We start from the raw sequence: 21,373 nt of genomic DNA, 5'->3' as shown, positions 1-21,373 counted from the left end.
GTTGCTCCTTCTCAGGCCTGGCTCTGGCCGGCGGGGGTAAGTTGTTCGGTCTGGCTCCCGGTTTTGTCCTGCGAGAGGACCTTGTCGCGGAGCTTGAAGTGCTGGAGTTTGCCGCTGGGATTACGGGGCAGTTCATTGACGAAGCGAACATCCCGCGGGTACTTGTACGGGGCGATGGTCTGCTTCACGAAGTCCTGGATTTCCTTGCGCTTCCCGGCATCGCCAGTGACGCCTTCGCGCAGGACGATGAACGCGCAGACGATGCTGCCGCGCTCCTCATCCGGGATCCCGATGACCGCGTTTTCCACGACGTCCGGGTGCTGATCGATGGCCGTTTCAACCTCGGGCGCACCGATGTTGTAGCCGGAGGAGACGATCATGTTGTCCGAGCGGGCCTGGTAGGTGAAGTACCCGTCGGCGTCCATGGAGAACGTATCGCCGGTGACGTTCCAGCCACGGACCACGTAGTTGGCTTGCCGGGGATCGTCCAGGTAGCGGCAGCCCGTGGGGCCAATGACGGCCAAGCGTCCAATGTTGCCCGGACCGAGTTCGTTGCCGTCGTCGTCCAGGATGGTGGCCCGGAATCCCGGCACCGCGCGGCCGGTTGTTCCGGGGCGGATATCGTCCCCCGCTGCGGAAATGAAGACGTGCAGCATCTCCGTGGCGCCAATCCCGTTGACCAACCGCAAACCCGTTGCCTCATGCACGGCTTCCCAGGTTTCCTTGGAAAGGTGTTCACCCGCAGAGACGGCCATGCGCAGGCCGCGGAGGAGGTCACCGCGCTTTTCCTTGAGGATGGCCCGGTAGGCCGTGGGGGCCGTGAAGAGGATGGTGGCTCCGGCGGCTGACGCGTACTCAGCCAGCTCTACGGGGCCCGCCTTTTCGGTCAGGAGCGAGGACGCGCCGAACCTTAGCGGGAAGACCACCAGTCCCCCAAGCCCAAACGTGAAGGCAAGCGGCGGCGAACCGGCAAAGACGTCGTCGGCTGTTGGCTGCAGGATGTACCGGGCGAAGGTGTCAGCATTGGCGAGGATGTCCCGGTGGAAATGCATGGTCACCTTGGGTACGCCGGTGGTGCCCGACGTCGGACCCAGCAGGGCAACGTCGTCTGCGGCCGTGTCCACAGCCGTGAACTTGCCGCTCTTGTGCCCGCAGCGCGATGCGAGGTCGCCGTCGTCGTCGAATCCGTTGCCTGCTCCGTACGTCAGCACGGTGACGTCATCCCCCGCGGCAATCGCGAGTTCGTCCACGAACCGGTGGTCAGAGATGGCCACGGCCGGCTTGGTGAGCTGGATCAGGGTGGCCACCTCGCTGGATCGCAGCATAGGCATGGTGGTGACCACTACGGCACCGGCCTTCAATACGCCGAGCCAGGCCGCGACAATCCACGGGTTGTTGGGGCCCCGCAGCAGCACTCGGTTGCCGGGCTGTACGCCGAGGTCCTCGGTAAGAACCTGTGCCACCTGATTTGAGCGCGTCTGGAGCTGACCGTAGGTCCAGACGGTGCCATCAGGGGTCCACAATGCGGGACGGTCTGCGCCGAACTGTTCGACAGCGTCGTCGATCAGCACTGCGGCAGCGTTGAGCCGCTCGGGGTAATGGAGTTCGGGAAGGGTGAATTCAAGCGCAGGCCAGGTATCGGCGGGCGGCAGGTGGTGGCGGGTGAACGTGTCCACGTGGGCCGATGGCGTCATGCTCATGGCCGTTCCTTTCAGTGGTGCGTCGTTGAAGCTGATGAATGGTGGTTTCAGGCGCCGGCCCGGATCATGCCCTCCTGGGCGACCGTAGCGAGCAGCCTGCCTTGGCGATCGAAGAAGCGGCCCATGGCGAGGCCCCTGTTGCTTTGACCGGAAATGGCGTCCTGGGCGTAGAGCACCCAGTCGTCCGCGCGACCATCCCGGTGGAACCACATGGAGTGGTCCAGGCTGGCGGTGGCGAGCCCGGGGCTGGACCAGTTGAGTCCGTTGACGCGGAGGAGCGGCTCCAGGATGGTGTAGTCGCAAACGTAGGCAAGGGCGGTGCGGTGAAGGTTGGCGTCATCGGGCAGGGCTTCGAAGGCCTTGACCCAGATGGCCTGCTGCGGCACCGCGCCACCTTCGAGTTCGATATATACCGGACCAGGAATATGGCGCATGTCGAAGCTGCGGCCCGCGGACCAGTAGTCCGCTGCTTTGCCGTCCACGCCGTCCAGCGCTTCCGCCGCGGTCCGCAGCGAGTCAGGCTCGACGGCGGCAGGAGACTCAGCCTGGAAGTCCGGGCCGTCTTCGGGGACCTGAAAGGAACCCATCGCGGCATAGACAGGCTTGCCGTTCTGGAAGCCCCGGACGGTGCGGGTGGAGTAACCGCGACCGTCCCGCAGGCGCTCCACTTCGTAGCGGACACTGGAACCGATATCCACGGGGCGCATGAAGTAGCTATGCATCGAGTGCAGACTCCTGTCAGCATCAACGGACCGCATCATTGCGGCCGCAGCCTGTGCCACCATGTCCCCACCATAGGCTTTTGGCCACGGCACGTACTGGGTGGTTGCTTCATAGGCTTCGTCGAAGACCTCTGCCGTTGTGGGCGTGAGGTCAACTGCCTTGAGGAACGTCTCGGACGTCAGGGTTCCAGTGATCATGGCTTAGACCCGGCGGTAGTCGGCGAGGGTTTCGTCAGCCACGTCTTCGAGGTTCACCACGAGGTTCTCCGGCGTGCGTGCGGTGAGCCAGACGAGTTCATCCGTGATGGACATGTTGGCTTCAACATGGGGCATGAACGGCGGCACGAAAACCCAGTCGCCAGCCTTCATGTCGATGAACTCCGAGTAGTTCTCGCCGAAATAGATCCGGCCGTGGCCGCGGAGCACGTACCCGCCGGTCTCAGCTTCACCGTGGTGGTGCGGGAGGGAACGGTAACCAGGGGTGTTGGATACCTGGCCGAACCAGATCTTGGTGGCCGGCGTGTGCTGGATGCTGACGCCGGAGACGCGGATGCAGTCTCCCGACTGGGCAGTATTGGTGTCTTCGGCGCCGGCGCGGGTGACCACCGGAACAACCTTTCCGTCAGCTTGGGCGTAGATGGAGTTATCGCCTTCGAGGCGGTATTCGGTGGTGGTCTGGCTCATGGGTCTCTCCTTCGTGTGGGGTGACGCTTGTGTGGGGTGACGCTTGTGTGGGGTGGGACTTAGACGGTGGCGGCGACGGGCGCGTGGATCCGGAACTGGTTTTCCAACCGGCCGATCCCGTCGATTTCGGTGGTGAGGACGTCGCCGTCCTTGAGGAAGCGCGGCGGGGTCATTCCCATGCCCACTCCCCCAGGAGTTCCGGTGAGGACGAGGTCGCCGGGGCGAAGGGTGGTGAACTGCGAGATGTAGGACAGCAGCCGTGCCGGGCCGAACACCAGAGTGCTGGTGTTTCCCTCCTGTACCAGCTCACCGTTGACGTAGCCGCGGACGTCGAAGCTTTTGCCTGCCTCATCGGCCGTCAGCATGACCGGACCAACAGGGGTGGTGCCGTCCCAGGCCTTGCCCTGGAACCACTGAAGCGTCCGGTTCTGCCAATCACGCATGGAAACGTCGTTGGCCACGGTGTACCCGGCAATGGCCTCACGGGCTTGTTCTTCGTCAGCGCGGAACAGTTCAGAACCGACGACGACGGCCAGCTCGGCTTCCCAGTCCACACGTCCGCTGCCGTGGACTTCCACGGCGTCGGCGGCACCAACCAGCGTGTCTGCGTATTTGGCGAACAGGGTGGGGAACTCAGGAAGTTCGCGGCCCATTTCCTGGATGTGGTCGCCGTAGTTCAGGCCGCAGCAAATGACTTTGCCCGCGCGGGGCAGGAGCGGCGCGAGGTCTGCGTCAGCTGCAGCGATGACAGTCTGATCCTTGGATGCGGCAGCCCCCTCCACCACAGCACGCCAATCCGCCTGCGCCAGGAGTTCCCCCACGTCAGTGGCGGGCAGCGCGAGGTAGGAGTCGGCGCCCGTGGCGAGTGCCGCCGTCGTACTTCCGCTGGCCGTACGCAAGGTGGCTAGTTTCATTGCGGGTTCCCTTCGAGATTTTGTGATGTGTCGACTTTTTTACGATCGTCACATATGCTCAACGTAGCACGGCGGAAATGATCTGCACAGAGGCTTTCCAAAAGTTTTTGCAGTTGCCACAACGAGGAGGAACAGCATGAGCCACACAACGATCAACCCGGAATCGCTGCCCAAGCCATCGGGTTTCGCGCACGGAATCCTGGCCGGCAACACCGTTTTCCTGGGCGGGCAGACGGCCCTGGATAAGAACATGAACATCGTTCCCGGCGGCATCGTGGAGCAGTTCACCCAGGCGTTCACCAACGTTTTGACGACGTTGCGCGAAGCCGGCGGGCAGCCGGAAGACCTGGTCAACGTGACCATCTACCTCACGGACGTGGACGACTACATGGCGAACGGCCGTGAGATTGGGCGCATTTGGCGCGACATGGCCGGCTCGCAGTACCCCGCCATGGCTGGCATCGGCGTCACGCGCCTCTGGCAGAAAGAGGCCCTGATCGAAATCCAGGGCATCGCGGTGATCCCGGAGCGCTAAACCTCTGGCCGATACAGGCGCATGTGGTGAACCATGTCCCTATGGGAACCGTCACCGAATATTTGGAGAACGTCAGCGAGGCCAACCGCGGGATCCTTGAGCGGATTGTGGGGATCGCCCGCGAACTCGCGCCCGATGCCGAAGAAGGCGTCAGCTACGGCATGCCCGCGCTGCTGGTTGATGGCAAGGGCTTCCTGAGCGTGCTCGAAACGAAGAAACACTTGGCCCTTTACCCGTTCAGCGGGCAGATCCTGCCGGAAATGTCGGAGGAGCTTGGCGGTTATTCGTGGTCACCCGGGACGCTGCGGTTTTCTGCGGACAACCCCGTGCCGGATTCCATGGTGCGCCGGATCCTGGAGACGCGGTTGGCGGCGATCCGGAGCTAGTCAGTGCTTGGCCGAGACGTCCTGCGAGATCGCGTTGGCCGTGGCCACTACTTCGGCTCGGACTGAATCCAGATAGGCGTCCGGATCCGGCTGCGCTGCGACCGCTTGGGCCTGCAGTGACACGTTGATGGCCGCGACGTTGTCGCCGTTGTTGTGGTTCCACACCGGGGCTGCGATGGACATGAGGCCGATTTCCAGCTCCTGGTCCAGCAAGCACCAGCCTTGCGCACGGACATGCTCGACGGCGGCCCTCAAGTCGGGAACGCTGGCGACGGTTCGCGGCGTGAGCGGAGTGAGTTCCGCCGTCGTGAGGTAAGCCTCAAGCTGGGCCTGCGGCAGTCCGGCGAGCAGGACGCGACCCATGGACGTGGCGTACGCGGGGAACCGGGTACCGACGGTGATGCCGACGTTCATGATCCGGCGCGTGGCAACGCGGGCCACATAGAAGATATCCGGGCCGTCGAGGACTGCGGCGGAGGTGGACTCCCCCAGCTTCAAGCTGAGCTGCTCCAGGTGCGGCTGGGCCAACTGAGGCAACGACAGCGCCGAGAGGTATGAGTAGCCGAGCTGCAGCACCTTGGCCGTGAGCGCGAACGTTTTGCCGTCGGTGCGGACGTAGCCGAGCTCAACCAACGTGTGCAGGAACCGCCGGGCCGTGGCTCGCGTCAGGTCCGTGCGGGCAGCCACTTCGCTGAGAGTCATGAGCGGATTGTTCGCGTCGAACGCCCGGATCACGGCGAGCCCGCGGGCCAGCGACTGGACGTACTGGTCGCTGGCCTGCGGGGTAACTGCGGAGTCGCTCATGGTTACCAATCCTAGAGTGCGTTGCGGGGCCTACTCTGCGCCCCGAACTCGCGAAATACCGCGCAAAGCGGGCCACACAACACAAGGGCTCGAACTTGCGGGGCCCGCTCTGCGCCCTAATCTCGCGAAATACCACGCAGAGCGGGCCTCACAACACAAGGGTCCAACGTTGCGGGGCCTACTCTGCGCCCCGAACTCGCGAAAAACCACGCAGAGCGGGCCACACAACACAAGGGTCCAACGTTGCGGGGCCTACTCTGCCTTGGCCTTCAGGGGCAGCGGCACGAGCTCCTGGATTTCCTCGAAGGTGCAGCCGAAGGTCTCGCGGACCGTGACGCCGTCGGGTCCGGTGAGGAACACGGCTTTGTCCGTGTACACGCGGGTGACGCAGCCGACGCCGGTGACCGGGTAGGTGCACTGCTCCACGAGCTTGGACACGCCCTCGCGGGTCAGCAAGGTCATCATCACAAAAACGTCCTTGGCGCCGGTGGCCAGGTCCATTGCGCCACCGACGGCGGGGATGGCCCCCGGGGCTCCGGTGTGCCAGTTGGCTAGATCGCCGTTGGCGGAAACCTGGAACGCGCCGAGAACGCAGATATCCAGGTGCCCGCCACGCATGATGGCGAACGAGTCGGCATGGTGGAAGTACGCGGCTCCGGGCAGCTCGGTGACGGGAATCTTGCCGGCGTTGATCAAGTCTTCATCGATCTCATCACCTTCGGCCTCCGGGCCCATACCGAGCATCCCGTTCTCCGTGTGGAGCGTGATGTTCTGTTCCTCGGTGAGGTAATTGGACACGAGAGTGGGCTGGCCGATGCCCAGGTTCACGAACGAACCGGGGGCGATGTCGCGGGCCACCAACTGGGCGAGCTCGTCGCGGCCCAACGGCTTTTCCGAGGTCTGGATGCTGGTTTGGGTGCTCATAATCAGGCCACCTTCTCTGCGCTGGAACCGCTGACGCGGACCACGCTGTTGACGTAGATACCGGGTGTCACCACGTTCTCCGGATCCAACGAACCGGTAGGCACGATCTCCGATACCTGCACAATGGTGTGTTTGGCAGCAGCGGCCATGATGGGGCCGAAGTTCCGGGCGGTCTTGCGGTACACAAGGTTGCCCTTGCCGTCAGCCTTGAGTGCCTTGATGAGCGCGACGTCGGCGTGGATTGGCGTTTCGAAGACCTGCCACTTCCCGTCCAAGAACCTGCTCTCCTTGCCCTCAGCCAACGTGGTGCCGTAGCTGGTGGGAGTGAAGAAGCCGCCGATTCCGGCACCGGCGGCACGGATGCGCTCAGCCAGGTTGCCCTGCGGAACCAGTTCCAGCTCAATCTCGCCAGCGTGGTACTTGGCGTCGAAGTGCCAGGAATCGGACTGCCTCGGGAAGGAACAGATCATCTTGCGGACCCGGCCTTCCTTGATCAGCAGCGCCAGGCCCTGGTCGCCTTGGCCGGCGTTGTTGTTGACCACGGTCAGGTCCTTCGCGCCGCAATCCAAGAGGGCGTCGATCAGCTCGAACGGCTGGCCGGCGTTGCCGAAGCCTCCGATCATCACGGTGGACCCATCCTTGATGCTGGCGACAGCCTCGCCCACAGTGTCAATGAAATTCAGCATGACTCTTACCCCTTCTATGCCGACGCGCCGGCAGTGACGTTTTCGAGCACCACGGCCAGGCCTTGGCCCACGCCGATGCAGATCGCTGCCACGCCCCAGCGCTGGCCGGAGGCCTGCAAGGATCGAGCCAGCGTTCCCAGGATGCGGGTACCGGAGGCACCCAGCGGGTGTCCCATCGCGATTGCACCACCGTGCTGGTTCACGATTGCGGGGTCAATGCCCCACGCGTCAACGCACGCCAGTGATTGCGCGGCGAACGCCTCGTTAAGTTCGACGGCGCCAACCTGGTCCCAGCCGATCCCCGCCTTCGCGAGGGCCTTGTTCGCGGCCTCCACCGGGGCGAAGCCGAAGAACTGGGGATCGTTGCCGTGCGCACCGCGACCGGCGATGCGGGCGAGGGGCTCCAGGCCGAGTATGGAAGACGCGGCTTCGGAGCCGATCCACGCAGCCGAAGCACCATCAGACAAAGGCGAGGCGTTTCCGGCGGTGACCGTGCCGCCGTCGGGCCCGTCCGACTCAGGGCGGAAGACGGTCTTCAGGCCAGCCAGCTTCTCAGCCGAAGAACCGGCACGGATGCCTTCGTCCCGGACAAGGTCGGTGCCCGGAACCTGCGAGACCAGGTTGTCGTAGAAGCCTTCATTCCACGCAGCATCCGCCAAATTGTGCGAATCAGCAGCGAACTGGTCCTGGCGTTCACGGGTGATCCCGTACTTCTCGCGGAGCCGCTCGGTGGCCTCGCCCAAGGAGATGGTCCAGTCCTTGTTCATGGCCGGGTTCACCAAACGCCAGCCCAGCGTGGTGGACGCCAAGGTCATGTCACCGGCCGGGTAGGGCTTGGACGTCTTGGGCAGCACCCACGGCGCGCGGGACATGGATTCGGCGCCGCCCACCAGCATCAACTCAGCGTCGCCGGCGTTGATCTGGCGCGAAGCGATGATCGCCGCGTCCAAGGAGGACCCGCAGAGCCGGTTGACCGAGGTTCCCGGAATGGAGACCGGCAGGCCAGCGAGCAGGGTGGCCATACGGGCAACGTTGCGGTTTTCTTCGCCGGCGCCGTTGGCGTTACCGAACACCACCTCGTCGATCCGCTCAACGTCGAGCCCAGGGGCCCGCTTGACGGACTCACGGACCACGTGGGCGGCAAGGTCATCGGGACGGACTGCGGCAAGTCCGGAGCCGAACTTGCCAAAGGGCGTGCGCACGGCGTCGTACACGAAAGCCTGATTCATGGGTTTCTCTTTCTCTTGCCCAACTGGCTGGCAGTAGAGGTTGTTTATGAGGGCTCAGAACAACCACGATTGCGAGCTAGTTGGGGGAACTCAGTTGGGTTCGGCCGCGTCGATCTCGGCGAATACTTTTTGGGCCGTCTTGAAGGCCGAGTTGGCCGACGGCACACTGCAATAAATGGCGGTCTGCAGCAGGATTTCCTTGATTTCGTCCCTGCTTAGGCCGTTGTTGAGGGCCGCCCGGACATGCATGGCCAGCTCCTCCCAGTGACCATGTGCCACCAGCGCCGTGAGGGTGACGGCGGAACGCATTTGCCGGCTCAGGCCAGGCCGCGTCCAGATGCCACCCCAGGCGATCCTGGTGATCATGTCCTGGTAGTCCTCGGTAAAGGAATCCTTGTTGGCGTTCGCCCGGTCCACGTGCGCGTCGCCGAGCACTTCGCGGCGAACCACCATGCCGGCGTCGTAAATGTCCTGTGCGGTGGCATCAGACTGAACGGCGCCATTCCGTACAGCGCCGTTGTGTTCAGAAGAGGTCATCGTCCGTTCTCCTTCATAAAGGTGCGCATCAGTTCAGCCACGGCGGCTGGTGCTTCCGCGGGCGCCAGGTGCGCGACGCCGTCGAGCGTTTCCACCTGCGCGAGTCCTCCACCGGCTCGGATGCCTTCGGCCGTTTCTTCGGCGAGCGACGGCGGCGCTACTGAATCCTCGACGCCGGCAATCACCTGTGTAGGGACAGTGATGCTGCCGAGCTGCTCGCGGACATCGAAAGCGGCGAGGGCTTCGCAGCAGAACGAGTAGCCAAAGCGGTCGGCGTCGCGGAGCGCGTGCAGGAGGCGGCTGCTGATCTCGGGCTGGCGGTCCATGAATCCCGGCCCGAACCAGCGTTCAGCGGAGCCTTGGATCATCACCGGCGTGCCCAGCTGACGAACCGTCTCGGCGCGCTCCAGCCAGCCTTCGGGGGTGCCGAGCTTGGCGCCGCTGCACTGCACGGACAGGCTGCGGAGGCGGTCGCCGTGCTTGATGCCGAGCTGCAGGCCGGTGGCCCCGCCCAGCGAGACGCCAGCGTAGTGGAAGTTCGCGCCAGGACTCACCGAGTCGACAAGATCGACGACGGCGTCAGCCAGTTCCGCAATATCGAAACCTTCGGTGGTGGTGGGCGAGATGCCGTGACCGGGGAGGTCCCAACCGATGACGTCGTACTCATCGCCGAGGAGGGCCGCGGTTTCAGTCCACAGCACAGTGGACGTGCCCAGCGACGGGCCCACTACCAAGAGCGGCTTGGCTCCGAGTTCGCGCTGCGGGGACAGCAGCACGGCCTTGACTGTTGGCTTAGCCACGAGTGGCTCCCTTCGTTGAGATTCCCGTGTTTGTTGCTGGCGCCGTGAAGTCGGGGTAGGCGTCCAGGATGCGGCGGCTGATCTCCGATGCCTCACCGAGGTAGCTCGCGGGGTCCAGGAGCTCTTCAAGCGTGGCGTCGGAGACCTTGTCCGCGGGCACGGCTTCGCGCAGAAGCTTGGTATAGATCCGCGACTGCTCGGCGGCGGGTGCTTTCAGGGTTTCGTCGACGACGGCCTGCAGCTTCTGCTTTCCGGCCTCACCGAGGAGAGGCGCGACGGCGGCAGCCACACCTTCGCTGAGCAGCAGCGGCCCGGAGAGCTCCAGGTTCCTGCGCATCGCCTCGGGGAAGACACGGAGGCCTTCGGTGAGTTCGCGGAGGTGTCCGGCTGCGCCCAGGGCCAACGAGAGCAGCCGACGCAGAGCCGGCCATTCGCTGTGCCAGGCACCATCGGGGCGCTCGTCGTTGAATGTTGCTGCGGCAAGGTGCAGTTGCGCGGCAAGAGCGGGAGCCTGCAACGCCGCACTGCGGATGAGCACGGACAGCACGGGGTTCTGCTTCTGGGGCATGGCCGAGGAAACACCGCGTCCGGCAGCCAGCGGTTCGCCCAGTTCGCCGACTTCCGGGCGGCTCAGGAACAGCAGGTCTGCAGCGATCTTGCCGAAGGAGTCGATCAGGGCGGCGAGCCCGTCGCCGAGGGCCGTGACCGCGAGGCGGTTGGTGTGCCACGGCGCTGTAACAGGTGCGAGGCCCAGTTCGGCAGCCAAGGAATCCGCAAGGGTGAACGGCGTGGAGTCCGAGCCCGCGGTGAGCTTCGTGCCTGAGGCCAACGTCCCGCCGGCCCCGCCGAACTGGACCGGCAATTCAAGGGATTCCAAGCGGGCAGCCGCAGCCGCCACGCCGTGGAACCACTGCGCAGCCTTGAGCCCGAACGTGTACGGAAGCGCGTGCTGTGTCAGGCTCCTGCCCACGCACAGCGTGTCCGCATGCTGCTCCGCCAAGGTGGCGAGCGCCGTCGTCGTGCCCTTGACGTCAACCAGGAGCGCGGAAACGGTGCGGCTGGCCAGCAGCATCAGGGCGGAGTCGAGGACGTCCTGGCTGGTCAGCGACGTGTGGACAGCTTTGCCGGCACCGATTCCCGAGGTGTCCAACTCCTTGACGCGAGCACGCAGGTCTCCGAGCAAAGGAATCACCGGGTTGGCGCCACCCTGGGCGCGTTCCGCTACCGAAGCTACGTCGTAGGAGTCACCATGGGCGGCTTCGGCCACCACAGCGGCGGATCCGGCAGGGACAAGCCCCGCACCCTCAAGGACGGCAGCCCAGGAGGCTTCGACACCGAGGATCGCCGCGATCACGGCACGGTCGCCCGTCAGCGCCGCCACAGCGGACGACGCCGAGACGGGGCTGAGGAGGCCGAAGTCGCCGTCGGTCATGCCTGGTTTTCCCCTTCAGAATGGTCCGCATTGACGCTGGTTTCCAGCGAGCCGTCCTGCTGGAAGTCCAGGAACACGGTCTCGTCGCCACCCTGCAGGCGGATGTCCCAGGTGAGGCCACCATCGGCGTCGCGGCGGGCGATCAGCGTCTTGCGGCGCTCCGGGTCGAGGGAGCTCAGCAGAGGGTCATTGGCCAGCGCTTCCTCGTTTTCGGGAAGGTACACGCGGGTGAAGAGACGGTTCATGAGGCCGCGGGCGAAGACCGCCACGGAGATGAACGCTGCCGCGCCGGGAGCCGTGGGGCCGGGGTTGACCGTGGTGAAGGTGTACACGCCCGAGTTGCCCACGGAGCCGCGGCCCCAGCCGGTGAACGTGTAGCCATCGCGGACCAGGGAGCCGGTGCGCTGGACGATCTTGCCCTCGGAGTCCGGCTGCCAGATTTCCAGGATGGCATCCGGGATAGCGTTCCCCGCGCCGTCGTACACGGTGCCTTGGAGGCGGATGCTGCCGGGGCTGCCCGGAGCCAGGAGTTCGTTGTCCTTGTTAAAGGGAAGGGCGTAGCCGTAGAAGGGGCCAACGGTCTGACCCGGTGTGGGTGCCAGCTTGCTCATGCGCTTACTCCTCGTCCCCGGCGTCGCCGTATGCTTCGTTTTCGGTCCAGGTGCGCTTGGAACCGGTCAGGATGATGTCCCACTTGTAACCGAGCGCCCACTCCGGGCTCGTCAGCTCGTGATCGTACTGTGCCACGAGGCGGTCACGCGCGTCCTGGTCCACGATCGACTGGTAGATGGGGTCCAGCGGGAAGAGCTGGTCGCCCGGGAAGTACATCTGGGTGACGATGCGCTGGGTGAACTCCGAGCCGAACATGGAGAAGTGGATGTGCGCCGGACGCCAGGCGTTCAGGTGGTTCTTCCACGGGTACGCGCCGGGCTTGATGGTGGTGAAGCTGTACGAGCCGTCCGCACCGGTGATACAGCGGCCAACGCCCGTGAAGTTCGGATCCAGCGGCGCGGGGTGCTGATCGCGTTTGTGGATGTAGCGGCCGGATGCGTTGGCCTGCCAGATCTCCACGAGCTGACCCGCAACGGGCCTGCCGTCACCATCAAGCACGCGGCCGGCAACAATAATCCGCTCGCCCTGGGGCTCACCGTTGTGCTGGATGGTCAGGTCCGATTCCAGTGCGTGCACGTCCTGGTGGCCGAAGGCGGGCGAGTAAAGCTCGATTGTCTCCGGGTCCGCGTGGTGCAGGCTCTTGGTGGGGTGGCGCAGGATGCTGCTCCGGTATGGCGAGTAGTCCAGGCGCGGCATGGTCTCCGGAGCGCGCCCGTTCTTCAGTGCCTCGGCGTAGCGATCGCCCATGGCTTTGATCTCAGCACTGAGATCTGCCTGGGTTTCCACCTTCTTGGACTCGTGTGCGGCGTGTGGCTCAGCGGGCGGCACGAGTTCCTCTGATTCGAGCGCCTGTGCTGTCTGTTCCTGTGGCACGGCCGGCTCCTTTCGGTTGACGGGTTCTTCTGGTTTATGGGCAGCGGGCCTACACCCGGTGAAGCGAGTCGTATTGGACGGCGTGACGTACCGGAGCGTTTGGCGCCCCGTAGCCGTCATAGTTGCCGCGGCGCTCCACCATTTCGAAGAACACACTGCCCACAGTGGCTGTGTAGAAGTGGAGGAATTCGCCGTTGGCGTCCCGGTCATACAGGAGGTTGAGCTCCTTGAGGGTGGCCAGGAAGCCGGGTTCGAGATCGAACCGGGCATCCAGGTCCTCGTAATAATTGGCCGGAATCTGCAGGAACTCGAGGCCGCGATCGCGGGCGGACCGGGCCGTGGCCACGAGGTCGTCCACGGCGAACGCGATGTGTTCCTGGTACGTTTTGCGTGCTGTTTCCTGGGCTTGCTGGGCGGGCGCCAGGTTCAGGACCAGCCTGACCGCGCCAGTGCTGGTTTCCATAACCTGCGAGCGCACCAAGCCGCTGGGGCTCGGGACTTCCGCAAATGGCTGCGGTTCCAGGGCCAGGGCACTGGTGTAGAAGAGGACGGCTTCATCGAAGTGCTGCCACGGCTGGGCCAGGTTCACGTGGTCAATCACAGCGTTCTGCGCACTGGACGCGTGGTCCAGGCCCTCGCCGAACTCGTGTGTCCACGCGGCGGTGCCGTCCGGGCTTCCCTGGCACAGGAAGATCTCCGTGGAGTCCGGGGCGGAGATGCCTTGGAAGACTTCCTCGTCGGCCTGGACCTTGCGGGCAACCACGGGCGCCTTGAGTTGCTGGGCACGAGCGGAGGCAATCACTGGAGAATCGACGTCGAACCCCAAAGCGGCGATAGCCGGTTCCGAGTGCGAGGCCGCCTGTTCGTTGATGATGACGCGCGCCTGGCCCATGGTCCAGAGCTGGACGTCCTTGGTGCGGTGGCGGCCTTCGAACTCGAAGCCGAGCTGGCCCAGGAGCTTCTCAAGCTGCGCGGTGTCGTCGGCCTTGACCTCGGCGAAGTTGAAACCAGCGGGCTCGTTCACCTTGGGCAGCGTGGCAAGTTCCATGGGATAACGACGGCGGGACGCACCGCGATTGCCGGCCGCGGTCCCAGTTCCGGTTTCCGCAGCGCTGCTGGCGAGCCACTTGGCGCTCTGCTCCTCCAGCCAAATGAGCGACCGCATGGCGTCCACGGCGGTGCGCTCGGTGTCCGACTGACGGAAGACGTCGTTGAAAACCTCAAGCGATACCGGACCCGTGTACCCGGCGCGGACAACGTGTCCCATGAACTTGGCGAGTTCGAACTGTCCCTCACCCGGGAAAACCCGGTAGTGGCGGCTCCAGGACAGCACGTCCATGGAGAGTTTGGGGGCGTCGGCAACCTGGACGAAGAAGATTTTCTCCGCGTTGATCTGCTCGATCGGCGCGGTGTCCCAGTCGCGGGACAGGATGTGGAAGGAGTCCAGGCAAGTTCCGAGGTTGGGGTGGTCCACCATCTCAACCAAGCGGTAGGCGTGCTCGTAGTCGTTGACGTATTTGCCCCACGCCAGGGCTTCGTAGGCAACCTTGACGCCGTGCGCCCCGGCCAACTCTGCCAATTCTGCGAGCTGCTCGGCCCTGAGATCGTCGTCGTCGATGGTGGCTGTCGCCACGTTGGAGCAGACCAGGATGGTGTCCATGCCCAGGCGTGACATGAGCTTGAACTTGGCCTCGGCCCGCTTGAGGTTGGCCTTGAGCAGCTCCGGGGTAACGCCGTCGAAATCCCGGAAAGGCTGGTAGAGGTCCAGGCCCAGACCGAGGTCGGCGGCCATTTTCCGGACTTCTTCCGGGCTGTGCGGGGACGTGACGAGGTCCTGCTCAAAGATCTCGATGCCATCGAAGCCCGCAATGGCGCAGGCCTGCATCTTTTCCTTCAGCGTGCCGGACAGGCAGACAGTGGCGATACCGGTGCGCATCAGTGGCCTGCCTTCGTCAGCTCGGGGGCCGCCGCCGCGTCTTCCACTGCGATGAGTTCCAGGAAGTGTGCCCGCATCCGCTCCCGGTCGGCTTGACGTCCTGTAATGAGCTGGAAAGCGTCGGCTGCCTGACCCACCGCCATCCTGCCGCCGTCGAGGACGTCGCAGCCCTTGGCACGCGCTTCGCGGACCAGTTGCGTTTCGATGGGGCGGTAGACGATGTCAGCCACCCAGTGGCGTGGCTCCAGGAGTTCGATGTCCAGGGGCAGTCCCGGGTGGGCGGCCATGCCGATCGGGGTGCAGTGCACCAGGCCGTCGGCAAGCGGCATGATCTGCCCGAGTTCGTCAGTGCTGCGCGGCGTGACCGTGGCTTCGGGGAAGAGTGCGCCCAACTCGGAAGCGCGTTCCGCAGCGCGGGCAGGGTCCATGTCCACCAGGTCCAGCGTGCTGACGCCGGCGGTGAGGAGCGCGTAAGCAACGGCCGAGCCGGCACCGCCCGCGCCGAGCTGGACCACACGGTTCAGCTTGGCGTTCGGGAGTCCGTCGGCGAGCGCCGAACCGAAGCCCGAGAAGTCTGTGTTGTGGCCGATAAACCGACCATCCCGAATCAGGACCGTATTCACGGCACCCAGGCGCGCAGCGTCGTCGGAAATTTCATCAAGGTGCTCAAGCACCAACTGCTTGCAGGGGTGCGTGATGTTCAGGCCATTGAAGCCCATGCGGTGGGCTGCGGTGAGGAGATCCCCGACGGCGGCGGCCGGCAGTGCCAGTTCCAGCAGGTCAATGGGGCGGTACAGCAAGCGAAGGCCCTGCACATCGGCTTCGCGTTCGTGCATGGGCGGCGTGAGCGAGGGCATGACGCCTTCACCTATGAGGCCCACCAGAACGGATTCGGCTCGGTTGCTCATCCTAAAGCTCCTTTGACTTCAGCACCGCGGGCTTTTTGGCGCTTTCCGGGGCGCCGCTTGCCGGGGTGTTATTTAGATTACTACAAGTGTTCATATTCCGCACGCTTGTTCTTATCGCGAACATTTACTGAGCGCCGAAGTTTTTGTGAGGTCGCGTTGCGGGGCCTGCTCTGCGCGGCATTCCGGGAATCCGGAGCGCAAAGCGAGCCTCACAACGAGGACCCTCGCGTTGCGGGGCCTGCTCTGCGCGGTATTCCGGGAATCCGGGGCGCAAAGCGGGCCTCACAACGAGCGGGCGTGCATCGCGGGACTCAGCGCTGGGGCAGCCTGGCCGCGAGTTCAGCCGCGGCCTCCTGCAGCGTGGGGACGTGCGCAATGAGTTCCTCCATGGTGAGGCGGAACACCGGCACGGCCGTGGCCAGGGACGCAAAAGCATGACCCTGCGAGTTGAGGACCGGCACAGCGACGGCCCGCATGCCCACCTCATTCTCTTCATCCATGACGGCATATCCCTGCCGGCGCACCTGCTCGATTTCTTCGCGGAACTTGTCGCGATCGGTAATGGAGTGCTGGGTCAATGGATCCAGGGGCAGCTCCTCCAGGAGGCGCTTCCGCTCGATCTCTTCCTCAAACGCCACGATCGCCTTGCCAACCGAGGTGGTGTGCAGCGCGCCCAGATGCCCGGGGTCGCTGGTGACACGGAAGGTCTTGGGTCCATCCACCTTGTTGACCGTGAGGTGATGATTGCCATCACGGACGGACAGGATGGTTGCCTCATGGGTTCGCTCCGTGACGCGCTGGAGGACAGGCAGGGCCGTCGCGGCGAAGCCGTGGTGATTGGAGACCCGCTGGCCGAGCTGGAACACGCGCAAGCCCAGGTGGTAGCGGCGCCCATCAGGCTCATAGTCCACGAATCCGTCACGCGTCAGGGAGCCCAGCAGGCGATAGGTGGTGCTGAACGGCAGGCTGGCACTCCGGGCCAGATCAGCCGCACTTGCACCGCGCGGTTCATTGCCCAGAAGTACCAGCAGGCTTAGGGCTTTGCCGACCATGTCGGTCTTTGTGTCCTCTTTCACACTCATAACTCGATGCTCTCACATGGTGAGAGCTATTTCTAGATGGTGGTGACATCTCTTGACAAGTGACCCCACTCACAGCCAGTATTGCTGTATTGCACAAGTAGCTCTCACCATGTGGTTACTTTCGGGATGATCCGGCCGCACCTCGCTCTGGTCTTCCCTTTGAAGCTAGATCCGCGACATCGTCGTCACAGAAGGAACCCCCCATGAGCCAAACAATGCCGTCAGCGACGCCAGGCACTGAAACAACCACCGGAACTCCCAAGAAAGCAGCGCTTGCCAGCTTCCTTGGCAGCGCCGTGGAGTACTACGACTTCTTCATCTTCGGCTCGGCAGCGGCCCTGATTTTTCCGCATGTGTTCTTCCCGGACGCAGACGCCAACGCAGCCATCATGTCCTTCGCGACGTTCGGCTTCGCCTACGTCGCCCGCCCAGTGGGCGCCGTCATTCTGGGCCACTTCGGTGACCGGATCGGGCGGCAAAAGGTCCTCATGTTCACCCTGGTCCTGATGGGTGCCGCCACCTTCGTGATCGGCTGCCTCCCGGACTTCAAGACCATCGGCTGGTGGGCGCCCGTCCTGCTGGTCCTGGCCCGCCTGTGCCAGGGCCTCTCAGCCGCCGGCGAGCAGGCCGGCGCCTCCTCCATGACGTTGGAGCACGCCCCGGACAACCGCCGGTCCTTCTTCACCTCGTGGACCCTGACCGGTACCCAGGGTGGCCAGATTCTCGCAGCCCTCGTCTTCATTCCCGTGGTGGCACTGCCCGATGAGATTAAGTACGGCATCGGCTGGCGCATCCCGTTCTGGCTCAGCGCAGTGGTTGTCATGGTGGCCTACTTCATTCGCCGCACCCTGCACGAGCCGCCGGCATTCGCCGAGGCCAAGAAGAACAACCAGATCTCCAAGCTTCCCGTTGCCGACCTCCTGCGATTGCACTGGCGCGATGTTCTCCGCGTGGTCTGCTGCGCCTTCATTGCCGCAGTGAGCACCGTTTTTGGAACCCTGGCGATCAAGTACGCCCAGGACGTTGCCCACGTGAACAGCACCATCACACTGTGGCTGGTGGTCGCGGCCAACGTCGTGGCCCTCGGAACCCAGCCCTTGTTCGGCATGCTTGCGGACAAGATCGGCCGGAAGCCCGTCTTCATCTACGGAGCAATCGCCAGCGCCATCATGACACCGGTGTTCCTGCTGACGCTCGAGTCGGGCAATGTGCCGTTGATGTTCCTGGTTTCCATCGTGTTCTTCTCCTTCGGATACGCTGCCGCCAACGCCGTGTGGCCGTCCTTCTACGGTGAAATGTTCAGCACCAAGGTCCGCTTCTCCGGACTGGCCATCGGCACGCAGCTCGGCTTCCTCATGGCAGGCTTCGCCCCCGCAATCGTGACCGCACTGGGCGGCACCAAGCCGGGCGGATGGGTCCAGATTTCCATCTTCACCGCCGTGATCTGCGTGATCGCAGCTGTCTCAGCCATTACCGCCCGCGAATCCGCCAAGGTTCCCACCGCGGAGCTCGGCCTCCACAAGCACGCGCAGCACGCCTAAGTCCTGCACGCTCCTTCCCGGTTAGTCGGGGTCCGGAGCGGCGAAAGCCCGGAATGCCACCTGACATTCCGGGCTTTTCGCTGTGCCGGACACACCCCGGGCCGAGGCAACCGGGAGGGAACGCGTAGCGCGCTACCCCGTGGAGCTACCGCGGGTTCAGCATCACCGGCTTGAACTTGCCGGCACCCGTTCCGGAGTACATGAGCAGGGTCCCATCACCGGCCACCCCGACGACGGACGGGTCGCCAGTGCCCGTGAAGCCGTCCCCCAAGGCTGCAACGCTGGAGAACATGTTCCACCCGGAACCCAGGTAGGAACGGGCCAGGAACCCGCCGTTGCCGTTGCCCGGGTAGAGCCACAGCCCACCGTCGGAGCCTCGGCCCAGGAGGTCTTCCTTGCCGTCGCCAGTGAAATCGCCGGCCTGCAGGACCAGGTTGAACATGTCCCACCCTGTGCCGATCTGCTTGCGTGCCAGGAAACCGCCGGCCCCGTTTCCGGGATACAGCCACAACACGCCATCGGCAGACTGGGCCACGATGTCAGCCTTGCCGTCGCCGTTGAAATCACCCGGAGCAAGCAGTTGGGTGAAGCCCTGCCAACCCGTGCCAATCTGCTTGCGGGCCAGGAATTGGGCCTTCCCGTCGCTCGGATACAGCCACAGTGAACCGTCCGAAGCCCGGGCAACAAGATCGGGGTGACCATCGCCGTCGAAATCGCCGGCACTGACCACGGCAGTAAAGACGTTCCAGCCCGTTCCCACCTGGACCCGGGGCAGGAAGCCGCCCGAACCGTTGCCGGGGTAGAGCCACAGCACACCATTGGTGCCGCGCGCCAGGATGTCAGCCACGGCATCGCCGTCGAAATCTCCTGCTTCCCACACCTGGCTGAACTGGTTCCACCCGGTTCCGATCGCCAGGCGGTCCGCGAAGCCGGAACCGTCACCCGGGTACAGGCTCATGCCGGAACCGTTGACAGTCAGGACATCTGCGTTTCTGTCGCCGGTAAAGTCCTGCCCGCCAATGATGCTGCCCGCCAGGTTCCAACCGCTTCCGACGGCGGCACGCGGCAGGAAGCCGCCCTTGCCATCTCCTGGGTAGGCAAAAAGCGTTCCGTCGGCGGAGCGGGCCAGGAGCCCTGCCGAACCGCCACCAAAGGAGCCGGCCGGGGCGAGGCTTGTGAACACGTCCCAGCCCTGGCCCAGCTGCGTGCGGGCAAGGAAACCGCCCGAACCGTTGCCGGGGTAGAGCCACAGGACGCCGTCGGGGTCGGCCGCGATCACGTCGTTGCGGCCGTCACCGTTGAAGTCGCCGGGCGTCACCAACTGGGTGAAGCCCTGCCAGCCAACGCCAACCTGGGTCCTGGAGTGGAAACCACCCTTGCCGTTGCCCGGGTAGAGCCACAGGGCGCCGTCGCTGCTGCGCGCCAGGATGTCCGCAAAGCCGTCGCCGTTGACATCGGAAGTCCCCAACACCGCGTTGAAAATGTCCCAGCCTGAGCCGATGCGCACCGGATCCTCCAGGCGGTTGCCGGGTAGACCCGCGAACAGCAGCAGCGATCCGTCCGTTTCCCGGGAAATGACGTCGGGCAGCTTGTCACCGTCAAAATCTCCAGCGGAGAAGCTCATTCGCGCCTTGAGCTTGGGATCGGCATTGATGGTCACAGTGGCCGACGTGGCACTGACAGAATTGATGGTCACCATGGTGCCCGTGTACGTGGTGAAGGTGCTGCCGGCCTGCCATGCATGGTTGGGGCTGTACCAACCGCTGAATGGCCTGGTATCCGGCATGAGGATGAGCGACGAGGCAATCGTGGCGCCACCGCGCTGGACGATCTTGACGCCCTTGTTGCCCCCCGAAAGGTAGCTGTCGTACCCAACAGGCTGCCGAAGTTCCAGATAGTAGACTTCCCGGCTGACGGGATCAGTGAACTTGATGGCCCTCTGGGCCTCGGTGCCACCCCACGGCTTGAGCGTGTAACTCTTGACGCCGGCGGCAACACCAATATCGCGGATCTCGTCGCCGCGGCCCAGCCCACCGTAGTCCCAGAAGGTGGAGCTGATCACGGGCGAGTTCCATTGGGCTGCACCCATGATGTCCGTGGTGTCGCCATATTCGCGGATATAGCAGGACGAATCCGTGAACTGGCCATTGCTGTTGACCCCGACGTCGGACGCGCCGCTGCCGCACTGCAACGCGTCGGCATGCATCATGCCAATCACGTGCCCGAACTCATGGCTCATCACATTGTTGGAGAAGTTGCTGATCTGCGGCAGAAGGACCCTGCCGCTGTAACTGCCACTGCTGTATCCGGCGCCCAGCGCGTTTCCGGACAACGTGGCAGTCGGGATGAAAATGACCAGCGCCGTGTAAGGGCTCGCAGACCATTTCAGCTCGCTGGTGATCGTGGAAATGATGGTGCTGTAACTGTCAGTGGACTTCGCCTTGGACGGGTGCCCGGCAACCTTGCTGGCAACGGACATGGACAGCTTGTTGGCCGTCATCGCCTGCCAATATTTACTGGTTGCCGCCACAGCCTTCTCGGCCTCGGCCATGGAGACCGGGTTGGTGTTGTCCGCCAGCGTGGCGGTCACCAGCCGGACGCGGATGTCCCCGCCGGGCCCTGCTGCCGCGGCGCCGTCACGGAGGAGGGAATCGACGTCGGCCTGTCCCTTTGGCGCGTTGCCGGCGGGCGGCGTGTCGAACAAATGCTCCGAGTGCGGCGTGCCCTCCACGAACTGGACGTTCGGATTATCAGGACCAGGCAGGGGAACGGCCGTTGCCGGGGCCTGTACGAAAAACAGGCCGGTGGCAAACACCACCAAGCCTGTGGACAGCGCGATTGATCGCCGCAAAACACCCATTGAATCTCCCGGGGATGGAGCCTGCGGTGCCTGTGAGTCTCAGGAACCAAGGTCAGGGTACAGCCGGGGCCGCACTGTGCCCGGAAGGCAGGGCGGGGTCACAGGAAACGCAACCATCCCGGAATGCTAACCGGACCCTAACCGCCCCGAAATACCGTGGCAACATTGCCGCGCCACACTGGAATAGCCGGCAAGTGCAGGCACAAGC

20 protein-coding genes are annotated in these 21,373 nt (G+C 64.3%); 3 read left to right on the top strand and 17 right to left on the bottom strand.

Annotation, left to right across the window (positions count from 1 at the left end; translation table 11 throughout):
* Positions 1-11: 11 nt before the first annotated feature.
* Genes BLW08_RS14570 through BLW08_RS14555 form a run of 4 tightly spaced genes read right to left on the bottom strand, consistent with a single transcriptional unit; the run spans position 12 to position 4,020 of the window.
* Entirely contained in the window at positions 12-1,700 is a 1,689-nt protein-coding gene (locus tag BLW08_RS14570; protein ID WP_091325944.1) for an AMP-binding protein, read from the bottom strand.
* Between the two features lie 47 nt (positions 1,701-1,747).
* On the bottom strand, positions 1,748-2,620 hold the full coding sequence (locus BLW08_RS14565; RefSeq protein WP_091325942.1) for an acyl-CoA thioesterase: 873 nt from the start codon (positions 2,618-2,620) through the stop codon (positions 1,748-1,750).
* A 3-nt stretch (positions 2,621-2,623) separates the two neighbouring features.
* Positions 2,624-3,106 carry a cupin domain-containing protein gene (locus BLW08_RS14560; RefSeq protein WP_090821852.1) on the bottom strand — a complete coding sequence of 161 codons (483 nt, stop codon included), beginning with the start codon at positions 3,104-3,106 and terminating at the stop codon, positions 2,624-2,626.
* Positions 3,107-3,165: 59 nt separating this feature from the next.
* Entirely contained in the window at positions 3,166-4,020 is an 855-nt protein-coding gene (locus BLW08_RS14555; protein WP_091325940.1) for a fumarylacetoacetate hydrolase family protein, read from the bottom strand.
* A gap of 136 nt (positions 4,021-4,156) precedes the next feature.
* Between BLW08_RS14555 and BLW08_RS14550 the strand changes: the two genes are divergently transcribed.
* Both BLW08_RS14550 and BLW08_RS14545 read left to right on the top strand, forming a co-directional pair.
* Complete coding sequence (locus BLW08_RS14550) at positions 4,157-4,555, top strand: RidA family protein (protein WP_090821857.1); 399 nt, start codon at positions 4,157-4,159, stop codon at positions 4,553-4,555.
* A gap of 41 nt (positions 4,556-4,596) precedes the next feature.
* Positions 4,597-4,941, top strand: coding sequence for an iron chaperone (locus tag BLW08_RS14545; RefSeq protein ID WP_090821858.1), 345 nt, complete (start codon positions 4,597-4,599; stop codon positions 4,939-4,941).
* Here BLW08_RS14545 and BLW08_RS14540 read toward each other — a convergent pair whose 3' ends face one another.
* The 12 genes from BLW08_RS14540 to BLW08_RS14485 all read right to left on the bottom strand — a co-directional run bounded on the left by BLW08_RS14540 (position 4,942) and on the right by BLW08_RS14485 (position 16,764).
* A complete protein-coding gene (locus BLW08_RS14540) occupies positions 4,942-5,745 on the bottom strand; it encodes an IclR family transcriptional regulator domain-containing protein (protein ID WP_091325938.1) in 804 nt (267 codons plus the stop codon).
* A gap of 252 nt (positions 5,746-5,997) precedes the next feature.
* Positions 5,998-6,669, bottom strand: coding sequence for a 3-oxoacid CoA-transferase subunit B (locus BLW08_RS14535; RefSeq protein WP_091325936.1), 672 nt, complete (start codon positions 6,667-6,669; stop codon positions 5,998-6,000).
* Between the two features lie 2 nt (positions 6,670-6,671).
* Positions 6,672-7,355 (bottom strand): 3-oxoacid CoA-transferase subunit A, encoded by a 684-nt coding sequence (locus BLW08_RS14530; RefSeq protein ID WP_091325935.1) that lies wholly within the window; start codon positions 7,353-7,355, stop codon positions 6,672-6,674.
* Between the two features lie 14 nt (positions 7,356-7,369).
* Positions 7,370-8,584, bottom strand: a complete 1,215-nt coding sequence (locus tag BLW08_RS14525; RefSeq protein WP_091325933.1) for a thiolase family protein — start codon at positions 8,582-8,584, stop codon at positions 7,370-7,372.
* A gap of 90 nt (positions 8,585-8,674) precedes the next feature.
* Positions 8,675-9,121, bottom strand: coding sequence for a 4-carboxymuconolactone decarboxylase (gene pcaC / locus BLW08_RS14520; RefSeq protein WP_091325931.1), 447 nt, complete (start codon positions 9,119-9,121; stop codon positions 8,675-8,677).
* Positions 9,118-9,921 carry an alpha/beta fold hydrolase gene (locus BLW08_RS14515; protein ID WP_091325930.1) on the bottom strand — a complete coding sequence of 268 codons (804 nt, stop codon included), beginning with the start codon at positions 9,919-9,921 and terminating at the stop codon, positions 9,118-9,120. The genes pcaC and BLW08_RS14515 overlap by 4 nt, the downstream gene beginning before the upstream one ends.
* Positions 9,914-11,353, bottom strand: coding sequence for a lyase family protein (locus tag BLW08_RS14510; protein ID WP_091325928.1), 1,440 nt, complete (start codon positions 11,351-11,353; stop codon positions 9,914-9,916). The genes BLW08_RS14515 and BLW08_RS14510 overlap by 8 nt, the downstream gene beginning before the upstream one ends.
* The gene (pcaG, locus tag BLW08_RS14505) at positions 11,350-11,964 is read right to left on the bottom strand and encodes a protocatechuate 3,4-dioxygenase subunit alpha (protein WP_091325927.1); all 615 of its coding nucleotides are present in this window, start codon (positions 11,962-11,964) and stop codon (positions 11,350-11,352) included. Before pcaG ends, BLW08_RS14510 begins: the two co-directional genes overlap by 4 nt.
* 4 nt (positions 11,965-11,968) lie before the next feature.
* Positions 11,969-12,838: a protocatechuate 3,4-dioxygenase subunit beta gene (gene pcaH / locus BLW08_RS14500; protein WP_091325925.1), complete on the bottom strand. Its 870-nt coding sequence runs from the start codon at positions 12,836-12,838 to the stop codon at positions 11,969-11,971.
* Positions 12,839-12,887: 49 nt separating this feature from the next.
* A complete protein-coding gene (locus tag BLW08_RS14495) occupies positions 12,888-14,774 on the bottom strand; it encodes a bifunctional sugar phosphate isomerase/epimerase/4-hydroxyphenylpyruvate dioxygenase family protein (protein WP_091325924.1) in 1,887 nt (628 codons plus the stop codon).
* On the bottom strand, positions 14,774-15,682 hold the full coding sequence (locus BLW08_RS14490; protein ID WP_091325922.1) for a shikimate dehydrogenase: 909 nt from the start codon (positions 15,680-15,682) through the stop codon (positions 14,774-14,776). The genes BLW08_RS14495 and BLW08_RS14490 overlap by 1 nt, the downstream gene beginning before the upstream one ends.
* Before the next feature lie 311 nt (positions 15,683-15,993).
* Entirely contained in the window at positions 15,994-16,764 is a 771-nt protein-coding gene (locus tag BLW08_RS14485; protein WP_090821881.1) for an IclR family transcriptional regulator, read from the bottom strand.
* 203 nt (positions 16,765-16,967) lie between these two features.
* On the opposite strand from BLW08_RS14485, the gene BLW08_RS14480 reads away from it, so the two are divergent.
* Positions 16,968-18,305, top strand: coding sequence for an MFS transporter (locus BLW08_RS14480; protein WP_091325920.1), 1,338 nt, complete (start codon positions 16,968-16,970; stop codon positions 18,303-18,305).
* 145 nt (positions 18,306-18,450) lie between these two features.
* On the opposite strand, the gene BLW08_RS14475 is transcribed toward BLW08_RS14480, so the two are convergent.
* Entirely contained in the window at positions 18,451-21,165 is a 2,715-nt protein-coding gene (locus BLW08_RS14475; RefSeq protein ID WP_091325919.1) for an FG-GAP repeat domain-containing protein, read from the bottom strand.
* Positions 21,166-21,373: the final 208 nt, after the last annotated feature.

The organism is Arthrobacter sp. cf158 (assembly GCF_900106835.1).
GTDB lineage: Bacteria > Actinomycetota > Actinomycetes > Actinomycetales > Micrococcaceae > Arthrobacter.
Note: the sequence above shows the minus strand (reverse complement) of the source record. Positions and strands in the feature narration are given on the sequence as shown.

Excerpts from the sequence above, each read along its gene's own strand:
- BLW08_RS14570 (WP_091325944.1), bottom strand. The coding sequence starts at position 1,700 with ATGAGCATGACGCCATCGGCCCACGTGGACACGTTCACCCGCCACCAC.
- BLW08_RS14565 (WP_091325942.1), bottom strand. The coding sequence starts at position 2,620 with ATGATCACTGGAACCCTGACGTCCGAGACGTTCCTCAAGGCAGTTGAC.
- BLW08_RS14560 (WP_090821852.1), bottom strand. The coding sequence starts at position 3,106 with ATGAGCCAGACCACCACCGAATACCGCCTCGAAGGCGATAACTCCATC.
- BLW08_RS14555 (WP_091325940.1), bottom strand. The coding sequence starts at position 4,020 with ATGAAACTAGCCACCTTGCGTACGGCCAGCGGAAGTACGACGGCGGCA.
- BLW08_RS14550 (WP_090821857.1), top strand. The coding sequence starts at position 4,157 with ATGAGCCACACAACGATCAACCCGGAATCGCTGCCCAAGCCATCGGGT.
- BLW08_RS14545 (WP_090821858.1), top strand. The coding sequence starts at position 4,597 with ATGGGAACCGTCACCGAATATTTGGAGAACGTCAGCGAGGCCAACCGC.
- BLW08_RS14540 (WP_091325938.1), bottom strand. The coding sequence starts at position 5,745 with ATGAGCGACTCCGCAGTTACCCCGCAGGCCAGCGACCAGTACGTCCAG.
- BLW08_RS14535 (WP_091325936.1), bottom strand. The coding sequence starts at position 6,669 with ATGAGCACCCAAACCAGCATCCAGACCTCGGAAAAGCCGTTGGGCCGC.
- BLW08_RS14530 (WP_091325935.1), bottom strand. The coding sequence starts at position 7,355 with ATGCTGAATTTCATTGACACTGTGGGCGAGGCTGTCGCCAGCATCAAG.
- BLW08_RS14525 (WP_091325933.1), bottom strand. The coding sequence starts at position 8,584 with ATGAATCAGGCTTTCGTGTACGACGCCGTGCGCACGCCCTTTGGCAAG.
- pcaC (WP_091325931.1), bottom strand. The coding sequence starts at position 9,121 with ATGACCTCTTCTGAACACAACGGCGCTGTACGGAATGGCGCCGTTCAG.
- BLW08_RS14510 (WP_091325928.1), bottom strand. The coding sequence starts at position 11,353 with ATGACCGACGGCGACTTCGGCCTCCTCAGCCCCGTCTCGGCGTCGTCC.
- pcaG (WP_091325927.1), bottom strand. The coding sequence starts at position 11,964 with ATGAGCAAGCTGGCACCCACACCGGGTCAGACCGTTGGCCCCTTCTAC.
- BLW08_RS14495 (WP_091325924.1), bottom strand. The coding sequence starts at position 14,774 with ATGCGCACCGGTATCGCCACTGTCTGCCTGTCCGGCACGCTGAAGGAA.
- BLW08_RS14490 (WP_091325922.1), bottom strand. The coding sequence starts at position 15,682 with ATGAGCAACCGAGCCGAATCCGTTCTGGTGGGCCTCATAGGTGAAGGC.
- BLW08_RS14485 (WP_090821881.1), bottom strand. The coding sequence starts at position 16,764 with ATGAGTGTGAAAGAGGACACAAAGACCGACATGGTCGGCAAAGCCCTA.
- BLW08_RS14480 (WP_091325920.1), top strand. The coding sequence starts at position 16,968 with ATGAGCCAAACAATGCCGTCAGCGACGCCAGGCACTGAAACAACCACC.
- BLW08_RS14475 (WP_091325919.1), bottom strand. The coding sequence starts at position 21,165 with ATGGGTGTTTTGCGGCGATCAATCGCGCTGTCCACAGGCTTGGTGGTG.